This window comes from Priestia sp. ST2 (assembly GCF_055810735.1).
Genome location: NZ_JBVVNT010000013.1, coordinates 19,109 through 33,047, shown reverse-complemented (window position 1 = coordinate 33,047; position 13,939 = coordinate 19,109). Strand labels below are relative to the sequence as shown.

The 13,939-nt window shown below is 37.5% G+C and carries 13 protein-coding genes; 3 read left to right on the top strand and 10 right to left on the bottom strand.

The window, feature by feature from the left end; translation table 11 throughout:
- Positions 1–54: 54 nt before the first annotated feature.
- Positions 55–1,137 carry a D-alanine--D-alanine ligase gene (locus AC0KUU_RS28395; RefSeq protein ID WP_013054995.1) on the bottom strand — a complete coding sequence of 361 codons (1,083 nt, stop codon included), beginning with the start codon at positions 1,135–1,137 and terminating at the stop codon, positions 55–57.
- Positions 1,138–1,430: 293 nt separating this feature from the next.
- On the opposite strand from AC0KUU_RS28395, the gene AC0KUU_RS28390 reads away from it, so the two are divergent.
- From AC0KUU_RS28390 to AC0KUU_RS28380, 3 genes are read left to right on the top strand one after another with little or no spacing between them, the layout of a single operon-like run.
- On the top strand, positions 1,431–1,943 hold the full coding sequence (locus AC0KUU_RS28390; RefSeq protein WP_043977815.1) for an FMN-binding protein: 513 nt from the start codon (positions 1,431–1,433) through the stop codon (positions 1,941–1,943).
- Positions 1,944–1,957: 14 nt separating this feature from the next.
- Positions 1,958–2,887, top strand: coding sequence for an FAD:protein FMN transferase (locus AC0KUU_RS28385; RefSeq protein ID WP_342314835.1), 930 nt, complete (start codon positions 1,958–1,960; stop codon positions 2,885–2,887).
- Complete coding sequence (locus tag AC0KUU_RS28380; protein WP_043977811.1) at positions 2,871–3,758, top strand: RnfABCDGE type electron transport complex subunit D; 888 nt, start codon at positions 2,871–2,873, stop codon at positions 3,756–3,758. The genes AC0KUU_RS28385 and AC0KUU_RS28380 overlap by 17 nt, the downstream gene beginning before the upstream one ends.
- Positions 3,759–3,774: 16 nt before the next feature.
- Here the strand turns inward: AC0KUU_RS28380 and AC0KUU_RS28375 are convergent, their stop codons facing one another.
- From AC0KUU_RS28375 to AC0KUU_RS28335, 9 genes are all read right to left on the bottom strand, one after another.
- The gene (locus tag AC0KUU_RS28375) at positions 3,775–5,010 is read right to left on the bottom strand and encodes a sensor histidine kinase (protein WP_043977808.1); all 1,236 of its coding nucleotides are present in this window, start codon (positions 5,008–5,010) and stop codon (positions 3,775–3,777) included.
- On the bottom strand, positions 5,003–5,680 hold the full coding sequence (locus AC0KUU_RS28370; RefSeq protein ID WP_013054991.1) for a response regulator transcription factor: 678 nt from the start codon (positions 5,678–5,680) through the stop codon (positions 5,003–5,005). Before AC0KUU_RS28370 ends, AC0KUU_RS28375 begins: the two co-directional genes overlap by 8 nt.
- A 145-nt stretch (positions 5,681–5,825) precedes the next feature.
- Complete coding sequence (locus AC0KUU_RS28365) at positions 5,826–6,938, bottom strand: acyltransferase (protein WP_043977805.1); 1,113 nt, start codon at positions 6,936–6,938, stop codon at positions 5,826–5,828.
- 218 nt (positions 6,939–7,156) lie between these two features.
- The gene (locus AC0KUU_RS28360) at positions 7,157–8,230 is read right to left on the bottom strand and encodes an ABC transporter substrate-binding protein (protein WP_042992389.1); all 1,074 of its coding nucleotides are present in this window, start codon (positions 8,228–8,230) and stop codon (positions 7,157–7,159) included.
- Positions 8,227–9,033 carry an ABC transporter permease gene (locus AC0KUU_RS28355; protein WP_043977800.1) on the bottom strand — a complete coding sequence of 269 codons (807 nt, stop codon included), beginning with the start codon at positions 9,031–9,033 and terminating at the stop codon, positions 8,227–8,229. The genes AC0KUU_RS28360 and AC0KUU_RS28355 overlap by 4 nt, the downstream gene beginning before the upstream one ends.
- 1 nt (position 9,034) lies before the next feature.
- On the bottom strand, positions 9,035–9,835 hold the full coding sequence (locus AC0KUU_RS28350) for an ABC transporter permease (protein WP_043977797.1): 801 nt from the start codon (positions 9,833–9,835) through the stop codon (positions 9,035–9,037).
- Positions 9,825–10,934, bottom strand: coding sequence for an ABC transporter ATP-binding protein (locus tag AC0KUU_RS28345; RefSeq protein WP_028410433.1), 1,110 nt, complete (start codon positions 10,932–10,934; stop codon positions 9,825–9,827). Before AC0KUU_RS28345 ends, AC0KUU_RS28350 begins: the two co-directional genes overlap by 11 nt.
- 20 nt (positions 10,935–10,954) lie before the next feature.
- Positions 10,955–11,497 (bottom strand): helix-turn-helix domain-containing protein, encoded by a 543-nt coding sequence (locus AC0KUU_RS28340; protein WP_013054985.1) that lies wholly within the window; start codon positions 11,495–11,497, stop codon positions 10,955–10,957.
- A gap of 196 nt (positions 11,498–11,693) precedes the next feature.
- Positions 11,694–13,763 carry an LTA synthase family protein gene (locus AC0KUU_RS28335; RefSeq protein ID WP_043977795.1) on the bottom strand — a complete coding sequence of 690 codons (2,070 nt, stop codon included), beginning with the start codon at positions 13,761–13,763 and terminating at the stop codon, positions 11,694–11,696.
- Positions 13,764–13,939 lie beyond the last annotated feature (176 nt).

Genomic DNA, 13,939 nt, shown 5'->3' with positions numbered 1-13,939 from the left:
ATTAATTGAAACTAAACACAGAAACACTATTCATGATGAATAGTGTTGTGTGAGTTACATTGTGTGTTTAATTTGCTGCTTTTCGGTATGACGTTCAATTGCTAGTGATACAAGTTTTTCGATTAAATCTGGATATTCAACACCTGCGTGTTTCCACAATAACGGGAACATACTGAAAGGTGTAAAACCAGGCATCGTATTCACTTCATTAATAATGAATTTACCTTCTGATGTTAAGAAGAAATCTGCACGTACAAGACCAGATCCATCAATTGCTTTAAATGCTTTGATTGCTAGTGCTGACATTTCTTGATGCTGTTCTTCTGTAATTTCAGCTGGAATAATAAGGCCTGTATCGCCGTCTTCATATTTGGCTTTGTAATCGTAAAACGCTTTTTTAGGTAAGATTTCTCCAACTACTGAACAAGCTGCTTCATCATTACCTAACACACCAATTTCAACTTCACGACCAACTGCTGCTGCTTCTACAATGATTTTCCGATCGAATAAGAAAGCTTCAACAAATGCCGCTTCTAACTCTTCACGGTTATCACATTTGCTAATCCCAACGCTTGAACCTAAGTTTGCTGGTTTAACAAAGCAAGGGTATCCAAGTGTTTCTACTTTTTCATAAGCAGCCGTTCGATCTGCTTCCCACTCGCGGCGGATAAATGATACGTACTCTACTTGAGGGAGACCTGCCTGTGCAAACAGCTGCTTCATTACAACTTTATCCATACCAGCTGCTGAAGCTAATACACCGTTTCCAACATAAGGAATATTCAATAATTCTAATAATCCTTGTACCGTACCATCTTCTCCATTTGGACCATGAAGAAGTGGGAAAATAACATCTAGCTGATCATCTGTTTTTGAATCTGTTAATGCAAACATTTCCGTATTCAATGAAACTGGTGAAATAGCAGTTCCGTTATCTTGAATTTCTAATTGAGCAACTGTTTCAAGCGGACCAGTCAGCTGTGTGCCGCGAATCCACTTTCCTGTTTCTGTAATGTAAATTGGATGCACTTCATATTTATCGTGATTAATTGCTTTTGAAACTGCTAGAGCTGTTTGTAAAGATACTTTATGTTCAGCGGATTTTCCTCCGTATAAAAGGCCAAGCTTAATTTTCACTGATGTTCCTCCTAACACATATTCATCTTTTCTATTTTATCATGCACGTTTAGATAGTAAACAGAAATATTAACTATTATTACGTATGTCAAAATAGCTAGGCTTGTGAAAGAAATTCCAGCTTCTCCTTTCATTATTTAAAATGACCTTTTCACTTGGATCATTTATTTTCGAAAAAACTTTTTTGATTTTAAATCTTTTTTAAAAGTTTATTTGTAAAGTTTATTTATGCTAAAGATCACCATCAATAATCGAAACTATAGTTCTGGTATAAATCAGGAGGTTCAACAAACATGAGTAAAATGGGAAAAACGATGATTGCTGCATGCAGCGTAGCCATTGGAAGTATTTATGCAACTGGTTATATAAACACTCTATCTGATGCACAAGCTGTTCAAGTCACCCCGGCTCATCATCAGAAGAAAACGACGGATCAAACAGACAATCAAACGATTGTCAATGACAGCTGGGGAGAAGATATAGCTTCTTCTAATCGGAACCATTCATCAGCGAGTGCCGAAAGTTCTGCTCCTAAAACGAAATACAAAGATGGAACGTATTCTGGCCAAGGAAGCAACCGTATCGGAACTGTCTACGTATCCGTGACCATTAAAAACGACCGAATTGATACAGTTGAAATTACAGAAGCAGATACTCACTATTCTCAAAGTTACATTGAGGGCCTTCCGGCTCAAGTCGTACAAAGACAAAGCTCAGATGTCGACGTCGTGAGCGGAGCAACGCTTAGTACAGAAGATTTTCAAAATGCCGTGGACGACGCACTTCAGCAAGCAATGAATGCATAAAGGAGAAACGAATGATGTCCATAAAAACATATAGCCGCTCCGTATTATGTATGGGAACAACCGTCTCCATTCAAGTAATTGCTCCCCAATCAGAAGAAGCAAATGTCCTTCACCATATCTCAAAGGCATTTACTATTTTTAAAACCGTTGAAACGACATGCAGTCGATTTGATGCCAAAAGCGAAGTTATGAAACTAATTAGACATGTCAAAGAGCCTGTTTCTGTTAGTCATCTATTATTTGAAGCCCTTCATTTCGCTGTCTTAGTAGCAAATGAAACGCATGGAATCTTTGACCCAACGGTAGGAAAGCAATTAGAAAACCGCGGTTTTAATGAACATTACTTATATGGAAAACCCGTACAAGGGAACGAAGCAGTCGATTCTGGAAGTTATAAAGACATCGTATTGGATACACATAAAAAAACGGTTTGTTTACAAAAACCGATGATTATAGATCTTGGAGCGGTCGCCAAAGGGTTGGCGATTGATTTAGCTGCCCGCTCCCTTCCTTATCAGCATTTTATGATTAATGCGGGAGGAGACATCCTAGTTAAAGGACGCAATCAACACGGAGAGTTGTGGAAAGTTGGGATTCAGCACCCTGTGATTCAAACGCAGTCACTACTGACTTTACGTGTAACAGATACGGCTGTCTGCACATCAGGAAATTATGCTAGAAAAAATAAGACACATCCATCAACGCATCATTTGGTTAATCCCTTATCTCCATCCACTCGAAGCAGTCTGTTGAGTTGCACAGCTATTGCTCCTTCTGCCATGCTGGCCGATGCATTATCTACGTCAGCTTTTATTTTAGGAGCGGAAAAAGGAGTAAATTTATTGAATGATGCCGACATACGCGGCGTGCTCTTCGACTCTAGTTTCACTCCTTTTTTTACATCAGATATGGAGGAATTAATAAATTATGACCACACGTTCTGAACGAAGAAGCGGTGTTAAATATATCAGTACACCAAAAGGTTATATTACTGTAGATGAAAACAAACCAAAAGAAATAAGTCTTTGGGTGCAGCTAGTTAAAACCCCTAAAAGATATGTAATCGCTATGCTTCTGCTTTTAACTTTATTAGGTGAATTCAACTCTTCTGCCTTTCAAGGATTAGGACACCTACTGCTTGCCGTATGCTCGGCGGCTGCCTTAGATTTAGGATTTTCTTTTGCTTATAAAAAGAAAATTCAGCTTCCTGACGGCGGAATTATTACTGGATTAATTATTGCCTTAGTACTCAGCACCTCTACACCTGCTTGGGTCACATTTTGCACTGTAGCTGTTGCGATTTTATCGAAGCACTTCGTAAAAGTAAAAAAGAAGCCTATTTTTAACCCTGCTGCTTTTGGTCTTCTCTTTTCACTTATTGTCTTTTCAAGCGGCCAAAGCTGGTGGGGAAGCTTATCTTTACTACCCGTATGGCTCATTGTATCCGTGTTTGTGACGGGTTACCTTGTGACGAGTAAGGTAAATAAATTCCCTCAAGTATTTGCGTTTTTGGGCGTGTATTTTGCTATTTTCACGATTATGTCATTAATAGGAGTAGGCGATGTAGCAGATGCTTTACGAGCTCCTTTTGTTAATTCCGCTTTATTTTTAGCCTTCTTCATGGTGACGGATCCGCCAACTTCTCCTGCCAAGTATAAAGACCAAATAAAATTCGGGCTGCTTGCGGGGGCGATTAGCGCTATAGATTACTTAGTTTTTGGCGGCCTTGCCTATTTATTAATTGGCCTGTTACTTGCTAATGCATGGAAAGCGTGGAAGACCGCCACTAAAAAAGTGATGAAAAAAGCTGCCTGATGATAGGCAGCTTTTTTCATAGCGGAATTTTCACATGAAATTCCGCACCCACGTTTTTCTGGCTAAAAACCTTAATTTCTCCGTCGTGAGCTTGTACAATCCATTTGGCAATCGCGAGACCTAAACCTGACCCTCCTTCGGCACGTGCTCGGCTCTTATCACTTCGATAAAAGCGATCAAACACATATGGAAGGTCTTTCGCTTCAATTCCAATGCCTGTGTCTCTAACGATTAACGTCATAGAGTGATGATGTTTCTTTAGACTGATGTGAATGCTTTCTCCAGATGGAGTGTATTTAAAAGCGTTATCTAATAAAATCATACATAGCTGATGAAGTCGTTCTTGATCTCCTCCGCACATTAACGATTCAATTTCCCTGGTAAAGTGCAGCTCCTTCAGTTCAAATATGGGCTCAAATTGATTAGCTACTTTATCAACCAGCTCGCCCATATTAAAGACCGTTTTGTTTAGCAGCTGCGCACTTGAATCAGATCTAGCCAGTGTTAGTAAGTTACCCACCAGCTTCGTCATCCGCTTCACTTCGTTTAAGCTTTGATAAATATTTTCGCTTTCTTGCTCGATCGTATGATTTGGCCGTCTAAACAATAGCTCGAGATGCGTTTGCATCACGGAAAGAGGCGTTCTTAACTCATGGGAAGCATCTGCAATAAATTCGACCTGTTTGTTCCACGACTTTTGTATAGGTACAAGCGCTCGATTAGCTAAAAACAAGCCAGCCACAAGCGAAAGAAGCAGTCCAATAAACGCTGAAATGATAAGAAGAAAAGCAAGGTGCTCTAAGGTTTGAGTTTCTGGATCTACGTTTAAGACAAGTTGAATCGTTGAAACGTCTTGATCTTTTATATACCCTTCGTTTTTCACATTCATCACTCGATAAGCATGACCGTTTACCTCTTGCGACGTTTGGGCTTTCCCTTCTGAGAGCGCAGGCTTAAAGTCGTCAATATCGTTTGTATATAACCCTTTTTTAGGTGTGATTTTGATTAGTTTTTTATCACTGCTCCAAAGTAAAAACGCAACCCGTCTTTCTGTTTCTCTCTCATTATTTTCCTGAATCTCATGTAAGTTTCTTTTTTTAACTTGCTCGCTCATCTCACTTAACCGATTGTCTGGATTTAAAAAAATAACATGCTGCATATAAAAATATAAAACTAAACTAAAAATGCTCAAAATAACCATCAGCACGATTGTGTTAAATAACACAAGCCTGATTCTCGTCTTTTTAAACATGCTCTTCCCCTTTTAACATAAAGCCTACGCCTCTCACTGTACGTACATAACCGTCACAATTAAAAGGCTGAAGCTTCTTTCTTAAATGGTGAACATAGACGTCTACTACACCCACTCCTACGTCAGATGTAAATCCCCATACGCGATTAAAAATTTGATCTCGAATAAGGATTTGTTCTTTATTTCGAATAAAGTATTCCAAAAGCTGAAATTCTTTAATCGTTAACGTTAGGGCACTCCCATTTATCATAACTTCATGATTGGCTTCTCGTATAGAAATGGGACCATATGAAATCATGCCTTCTTCTGCCTGCAAGTCTCTGAGCATCACCCTTAACCTCGCAAAAAGTTCAGCCATAGCAAAAGGCTTAACCAAATAATCATCAGCTCCATAATCGAGTCCTTTCACTCGATCTTCTACACTATCTTTTGCAGTGAGAAAAATAACTTTCGTCAGCACCTTTTGTTTTCTTAGTTTTTTTAGTATGTCAAGTCCTGTCATACCCGGCAGCATAATATCTAAAATCAAAGCATCATAAATATTCTGCTCTGCTAAAAACAAACCTTCATCTCCTTCAGACGCACAATCAACTTCATATCCTTCTTCTTTTAAGCCTTCTACGATACCGTGTAATAAGGAAGCATCATCTTCTACCACAAGTACACGCATATCAAATTCCCCCTTTTGTGAGTACCTAAGTAAGCATTATCTTAGCATGTCACTTTTAAAAATATTTTAAAACTAACGTGTTATCATCTCTTATACTTTATAAAAAAAGTTATGTCTGCAAGCAGACATAACTTTTAACTAAACGCTATTTATGATCAGGACGTCGGTAAATGAACACCGCTTCTTTTGGCAGTTTACCAAACAAAAAGCTAGCAAACGGTAAAAGACGATGACATCCCCAAATGATGAGGTAACAGCCCGCTAATGTTAGAATATAGCGTGCCAAGATTTCAATGTGAAACATATAGTTGCCTTGTATTGGTACTGCTTTTGCCACAAAGTTTAAAACCATTGGGTGAATCAAGTAAAAGCCAAACGAGTACATGGCAATATTTTTAACAACCGTCACGGACTTCGCAGAAAGCTTTCCAGCTAATATCTCTGCAATTCGGAAGAAGAAATAACTTCCAGCAACCAAATAAAGCGTATTAACAGCCTCATACGTAAAGCCTGAAATGTGGATTGTCTTCATTGTGTACAAGTGATAATTCAACAGTGAAATAGCTATTCCCGATCCGAGCGTCACTAGAAATAATACAATATTCGAACGACTGTACTTTTTATCCACTTGCTCGCGATAATAAATGCCAATCCAACCGCCGAGTAAAAACGTAGCCATTGTATTTAAAAATAAATTAAATGAAGTGATATGATACGTATTGTTAAGCATTAAATAACCAAGCTGAATGATGATGCCAAACAGCCACATGTATTTTTTAAAAATGGTTACTTTTTGTGCTAGCCATACAAAAACCGGCAGCACGAGATAAACTTGTACAATTAAAAAGATAAAATGAAGCTGATAGTAGGACTCTCCGCGTAAAATACGTTTCACAATATCAGCTGCATTTAATTCTGTTGCTCCTACATAGTACGAATAAAATTCATAAATAAGTGCCCAAATAATATAGGGAACCAAAATATATGTCACTCTTCGAGCATAATACGTTTTCCATAAAGTCTTTGTTAAAGACTTGTTAATATAACTATAAAAGAAAACCAAACCTGTGATCACAATAAAGATTCCTGCTTCAATTCGAACAATTCGGTTAAGAAAATGATATTTCTGATAAGCTTCGCTTGCAAATGGCAGTACCGTTGCATATGCTGCTGTTACATGTACGAGCACAACCATCATCATAGCGAATAATCGTAAAAAATAAATGGATTGAATATGCTGCTTTTGTTTTTGCTTCACTTTTTCTCTCCTATATAATGTGAAATATAACTTCTAGATGAATAATAGAACATTCAATTTTTTCTTATCTTTCCCGTTTTACAAATAAAAAAGCTAATAACACAAAATAAATGTTATTAGCTTTACTCGTTTGTATTTTATCTTTCCTCTTGCTATCACGCAACTGAATTTACAAAAACAATAAAGAACTTAAGTACAAATACCTAATTAAGTTCCTTTTATTTACGGTGCATTTTAAATTCTAAAAATAATTCATTGTAATAAGCAAGCATTCGTTTGCCTAAGTTATTATATACTTCAAGCTTTTTTGTTAGTTCTTCCTCTGGATAAAAACGTTCATCTTCCGCTACTTCTTTCGGCAAATAATCTAACGCTTTTTTATTAGGGGTAGAATACCCTACATATTCCGCGTTTTGAGCAGCATGTTTAGGATCTAGCATAAAGTTCATGAATTTATGTGCGCCTTCTACGTTTTTAGCCGTTTTTGGAATAACCATGTTATCAAACCATAAATTCGAACCTTCTTCTGGAACAACGTAATTCAGCTTATCGTTTTCACTCATGATCTCAGAAGCATCGCCTGACCAAACAACGCCAATTGCCGCTTCTTCATTTGCTAGGAGCATCTTAATCTCGTCTCCTACAATGGCTTTAACATTTGGTGTTAATGTATCAAGCTTTCTTTTTGCTTCTTGAAGATGGGCTTTATTCGTATCATTTAATGAATAATTTAAGCTGTTTAGCCCCATTCCCATCACTTCTCTAGCGCCATCTGCAAGTAAAATTTGATTTTTCAGCTTAGGATCCCATAAATCATTCCAACTTTTTATCTTCTTGCCATGAATCATATCAGAGTTATACACAATACCCACAGTTCCCCAAAAATAAGGAATAGAGTACTTATTGCCAGGATCAAAGGATAAGTCTAAAAAACGCGGATTAATGTATTTTAAATTAGGCAGCTTCGAATGATCAATTGGCAATAGTAAATTTTCTTCCCGCATCTTGCTAATCGCGTACTCAGAAGGCACAGCAATATCAAATGTTGTACCGCCTTGTTCAATTTTGGTCATCATTGCTTCATTCGAATCAAAGGTCTGATAAATGACTTTAATTCCGGTTTCTTTTTCAAACTGATTCACTAAATCAGGATCAATATAATCTCCCCAATTATAGACAGTCAGCGTATCTCCTCCAGAGTATCCTTCGGCATTGTTCAAATGATGAACCACATACATAAGAACGAAAGAAAGGATGACGATGAAGATAAACGGCTTTGCTAATTGCTTCATTTTCCAGTCGCCACCCCTTTCACTTTATTGCTATATCGCTGGCTGATAAAGTAATAACCAATCACAATCAGCACGGTAAACATGAAAATAAGAGTAGAAAGAGCATTGATTTTCAGAGAGACCCCTCTTCTTGCTAACGAGTAAATTTCTACTGAAAGCGTGGAAAAACCGTTCCCGGTCACAAAGAAAGTAACCGCAAAGTCATCCAAAGAGTAAGTTAAAGCCATAAAAAAGCCTGCAAAGATACCAGGACGAATAAATGGCAATACCACTTTCGAAAGTACTTCAAAGCGGCTTGCTCCCAAATCACGGGCTGCATCGAGCAGTGTCGGACTCATTTCCTGCAGCTTAGGCAGAACCATGATGACCACAATCGGTACACTGAATGCAATATGCGCTAATAATACCGATATAAATCCGAGCTTTACACCGATAATGGTAAATAGAATTAAAAAAGATGCGCCAATAATAACATCTGGACTCACAATTAACACATTATTAAATGTTAACAGCGTATTTTGAACACGTCTGCGCTTCACATATACGATAGCAAGTGCCCCTATCACGCCAATAATAGTTGAAATACCGGAAGACAGTAGAGCAATAATAAGAGTATTCAAGACAATAATAAGCAAACGCGTGTCTTGAAACACTTCTTTGTACCAATCTAACGTAAACCCTTCAAATTCACGCATGTTTCCTCCGCTGTTAAAAGAGTAATACATTAAATAAAAAATGGGCGCGTATAAAATGAAAAAGACAAAAAATAAATAAAGGTGGCTGAACTTCCACTTTCTCTTCATTTTACACACCTCTCTTTCCAGTGCCTGTTATGAGCATCATAACGGCCATCGCAATAATTAAAAAGACGGCTATTGTGGCGCCCATGCCCCAATCCTGCGTCACTAAAAAATGTTGTTCAATCGCTGTTCCCAGTGTAATGACGCGGTTTCCAGCAATTAAACGCGTAATCATAAAGAGTGATAGTGCTGGAATAAAAACAGCCTGACAACCTGATTTAACCCCTTCTAGCGTTAGCGGAAATACCACGCGCTTAAATGTCACCCATGAAGATGCCCCCAAGTCTCGCGAAGCGTAGATAAGCGAGGGATTAAGTTCTTCTAAAGAGTTAAAGATCGGCAAAATCATAAAGGGGATAAAAATATACACCGATACAAATACAAAACTAAAGTCAGTAAATAAAATTTGATGAGTACCAAGTCCTAGAAATTTAGTAAACTTATTAACCGTACCATACGTGCCAAATATACCTAAAAAAGCATAAGCTTTTAATAATAGGTTAATCCACGTCGGTAAAATAATCAGTAGAAGCCAAAGCTGCTTGTGCCTAAGCTTCGTTAGTAAATAAGCTGTAGGATAAGAAAAAACCAAGGAAAATAACGTAATTAAAAAGGCATACCAAAATGAACTCAGCGTCATCTGTAAATAAACTGGAGTAAAAAATTTCTTATAGTTTTCAAGCGTCAGCTCATTATCGATGTTGAAAAAAGAATAATAGACAACTAATACAATGGGAGCAACTACAAAAAGCAAAATCCATAACACGTACGGGACTAAGTAAATATTTCTTGATTTAGTTTGCATCGTAATCCTCTTCATAACCTTCGAGTCGCTTATCGAATTCTTCTTCCGTTTCATTAAATCGCATAACATGAATAGCTTCAGGTTCAAAATATAAACCAATTTCTTCGCCAACCGTTGCCTTTTTCGTAGAGTGAACGAGCCACTCATTCCCTGCATGGTCATAGCCTAAAATTTCATAATGGACTCCTCTGAACAGCTGTGAATCTACACGAACCTGCAGCTTTCCTTGATCGGAGCTTGTAATGGCTAAATCTTCAGGGCGAATCACAATTTCAACCTGCTCATTTTGGTTTAATCCTTGATCGACACATTCAAATTGCTGGCCGCCAAACTCCACTAAAAAGTCCGCAATCATTTTACCTGGTACAATATTTGATTCACCAATAAAATCGGCAACAAAACGATTAATTGGCTCATCATAAATATCTGTAGGTTCCCCGCTCTGCTGAATTCTTCCTTTATTCAAAACAAAGATTTCATCGGACATCGCAAGCGCTTCTTCTTGATCGTGCGTAACAAAAATGAACGTAATACCTAGACGACGCTGTAATTCTCTTAACTCGTATTGCATTTCTGTACGCAATTTTAGATCAAGAGCTGAAAGCGGCTCGTCCAGCAAAATGACTTCGGGCTGGTTTACAATTGCTCGTGCAATTGCTACACGCTGTCTTTGGCCGCCCGACATTTCCTTTATTTCTCTGTTTTCATATCCTTCTAAGTTAACAAAACGAAGGGCTTCTTTAACTTTTATTGCAATATCAGCATTTTTCATCTTCTTGATTCGAAGACCAAATGCTACATTTTCAAATACATTCAAATGGGGGAAAAGCGCGTAGTCTTGAAAAACCGTATTAACCTGTCGTTTGTTAGCCGGGACATCATTAATTCTTTTCCCATTAAAATAAATCGTTCCGCTTGAGGCTTCCGTAAAGCCTGCAATTAATCGTAAAATCGTTGTCTTTCCACATCCCGATGGACCTAAGAGGGTATAAAATTTCCCTTTTTCAATTTCAAAGCTTACATGATCCAATACAACTGAATCATTATCATATTGCTTGGTCACATTTTCAAATTGAATAATTGTATTCGTAGATGTCATTTCACTTCACCTCTTTTGTTCTATAAATAAGACTCTGTCGCCACGATAATTAACTCTGTTATTCCGTCATGAGCATTTAAAATCTGATGTTCTTCAGAAGCTTGAAAATAGATGGTTTCTCCTTGTTTGGCTTCATATATTCTGCCTCCAAGCTTTACCTTCACACACCCGCGCAAAATGTAGCCAAACGTTTCTGAAAGGGAAGGCTCAAATCTCTTAAATGCACCCTTTTCATGAAGAATAAGACGAATCGGCTCCATTTCTTTTTCATTTGATTCATGCACAAGCCACTGAATATGGTAACCTTTTTCATCTTCGCAATAACTCGTGTAGTCTTCCTCTCTGTATACAACCTTTTGAACATGCGTATCAATTTCGAAGAATTCTTTCGGTTCGCACCCTAGCACTTCCAAAATACTAAAAAATGTTTCTAAAGACGGTGAACTTAAATCGCGCTCCAGCTGGGAAATATAGCCTTTACTTAAATCAGTACGTTCTCCTAGCTCTTCTTGTGTTAAACCTTTTTTTAATCGTAAATTTTTAATTTTCTTTCCTATTTCCATACTCTCGATCCTCAACTGTATTTAAAATTAGCAAACAGCATGAATGATTGTTCATGCTGTTCCAAACTCAAGTTTTGTTTTACTTAACTTAAAGTTTACTTTTAACCTTAAAATATTATACATGAATTATTTTTTAGTACAACCTTAAACACTTAAAAAATAAAAACTCCTTTTATATTAAAAGGAGTTTTTATTTTTATTTATACAACTTATGCGTTTCGTACTGTTTCCCGGATAATGTATCAAACTCAACTTCATGGTAATCTTGAAGTTCTTTTGCAGCTTTTTTAGATAGCGCCGCCGGATCATCGACTAGCTTTCCTTTCGAATCTATATACATATTTGAACGAAAAGCCGGCACTTCTGTTTTCATTTGATTCAACTGATCGTAGAACAGATTACTTTTGTAACCAAGAGATTGAGCAAGCGTCGGAGCAATATAAATAGGACTCATCGTACCGAGATTTTTATCTATTTTCGTATCGTAATTAGATAAAAATAAGAGCGGCGTTTCATAAAATTTTTGAGATGTTTGCTGCGTTTTCTCGTTTCCAAAACCCGTTTCTTTGTAAGCTTGAAGGTTTTGGCCAAGCGCCGGCAAATGATCTCCCCAAAATACTACAATGGTCGGCTCGTCCAGCTTTTGAATTTCATCGTTCAATCGTTTTAAAGCAGCATCTGAACGTTTAATTCCTTCAGCATAAATTTCAATTTCCTTTTGCATTTCCGGTGATAACCCTTTACCGGTTACCTTAATGGTTTCCTGGCCATTATACTTATCCGCCGAATAAGGAAGATGATTTGCAATCGTTACAGCATGCACAAATGCAGGCTTTTTCGACTGACGAAGCGTATCGAGTACTTCATCAACTACCGCTTCATCGGAAACAAACTCTTTGTTATCTTTTTGCGTATGCTTCATTTCATCAATAAACTTCACTTGATCAAATCCCAAGTTTGGATATACATTTTGTCTCATATAAAGCATGCCGCTGTTTGGATGCATAGCTGTTGTAGCATAGCCTTGCTTTTCTAAATAAGAAACAAAAGACGGATATTCTTTTTTACTCAATACATGCTGATAAGGAAGGCCTCCAGGGTTAAAGAAAGACAAAGAGTAGCTCGTCAGCGCTTCGAACTCCACATTAGCTGTTTCCCCGCCAAACGAAGGACTTAAAGACCATCCGGAAGGATATTTCTTTTGAAGTTCTCTTGTATTTTTCATTGGATCTTCAGAGAACGTCACGTTAAGCTTTGTTGGGTCCCAAAATGTTTCGTTCATCACAAACACAACGTTTGGTTTGACTTCAGTCTTGCTTTCTTGTGTTTTCTCTTCCTTTGACTGAATGCGCTTTGCCACTTTTGCCATAGCTTCTTCTGAGTAGTCATCCGGCTCTTGCAGCACATCTGTTTTAACATTTGAAATCATGCCAATAACAGGTCCATTATAGTAATAATTATTTTGCTGATTCCAAGGCATCAGCGCAGCATATTGATCATAATATTTTTGAGCAAACGAGTGTTCAAAGAATAAAAATGATTTCATTAAAAAGATGAGCGGCAGAATCATAATAATTCGAAGAAACCATCGAATTTTAATTTTCGGCAAGAAAAACCAAAGAGTAATCAGTACGATAATAGATCCAATAACTCCTATTACAATAGGAATTGAAATCGAATCTTTAATCATCGGAATAACTTCTTTTAACTGACTGGCCTGAATAAAATCGTTTGGGAACAATGGTTCATTTCGAAAGATTTTTTTGTAATAGTTTACGAGAGCTAAAATAAAATACAAAACAAAGGCAATCCCAGCCCCTAAATAAGCTTCCCCTACTAGCATAATGATCGCTAGTGTTAACAGCGAAAGCAAAAATACCGTAAAGAGATAGCGTTGAGGGTACGCCTGCATCCACTCTATTGTTTTGCCTGGGTTATGTATATCAATATGATAGACAACAAAAACCATGGCAGAAACAGCTGCTACTGCAATTGAAAACACAATTGCCGTAAAAATGGCATACCACTGCGAAGCTTGTATTCTCTCTATCTGATTAAACCGAAGTAGCAAATAGAAAGTGAGCGCCCATAAAACAAGGGAGCATCCCCCTATTAATACTACGAACCCAGCTGTATGGATTTGGGCCCAGTCAAACAATATCTTTGTGTCATTTGATACATTAAACATAACAACACTGTATAAAAAAACGCTAAGCAGCCCATACGCTGCCAGCATTGGCAAAGAACGATACAAATGTTTAAACATAACCTTAAGCCTCCTATTTACAATATCTTAACACTTTTAATATGATTTTAACATTCCTATCTCTCGCGCTTTCACGCCTAATTTCCCCATGATCATACCACTAACATTTCCCGAGAAATTTCACACGAAAAAAGCCCGCTTTTCTTATGAAAAGACGGGCCTCTTAGCCGTTTTAT

Excerpts from the sequence above, each read along its gene's own strand:
- AC0KUU_RS28355 (WP_043977800.1), bottom strand. The coding sequence starts at position 9,033 with ATGAAGAGAAAGTGGAAGTTCAGCCACCTTTATTTATTTTTTGTCTTT.
- AC0KUU_RS28350 (WP_043977797.1), bottom strand. The coding sequence starts at position 9,835 with ATGCAAACTAAATCAAGAAATATTTACTTAGTCCCGTACGTGTTATGG.
- AC0KUU_RS28385 (WP_342314835.1), top strand. The coding sequence starts at position 1,958 with ATGTCCATAAAAACATATAGCCGCTCCGTATTATGTATGGGAACAACC.
- AC0KUU_RS28360 (WP_042992389.1), bottom strand. The coding sequence starts at position 8,230 with ATGAAGCAATTAGCAAAGCCGTTTATCTTCATCGTCATCCTTTCTTTC.
- AC0KUU_RS28380 (WP_043977811.1), top strand. The coding sequence starts at position 2,871 with ATGACCACACGTTCTGAACGAAGAAGCGGTGTTAAATATATCAGTACA.
- AC0KUU_RS28375 (WP_043977808.1), bottom strand. The coding sequence starts at position 5,010 with ATGTTTAAAAAGACGAGAATCAGGCTTGTGTTATTTAACACAATCGTG.
- AC0KUU_RS28370 (WP_013054991.1), bottom strand. The coding sequence starts at position 5,680 with ATGCGTGTACTTGTGGTAGAAGATGATGCTTCCTTATTACACGGTATC.
- AC0KUU_RS28340 (WP_013054985.1), bottom strand. The coding sequence starts at position 11,497 with ATGGAAATAGGAAAGAAAATTAAAAATTTACGATTAAAAAAAGGTTTA.
- AC0KUU_RS28335 (WP_043977795.1), bottom strand. The coding sequence starts at position 13,763 with ATGTTTAAACATTTGTATCGTTCTTTGCCAATGCTGGCAGCGTATGGG.
- AC0KUU_RS28345 (WP_028410433.1), bottom strand. The coding sequence starts at position 10,934 with ATGACATCTACGAATACAATTATTCAATTTGAAAATGTGACCAAGCAA.
- AC0KUU_RS28390 (WP_043977815.1), top strand. The coding sequence starts at position 1,431 with ATGAGTAAAATGGGAAAAACGATGATTGCTGCATGCAGCGTAGCCATT.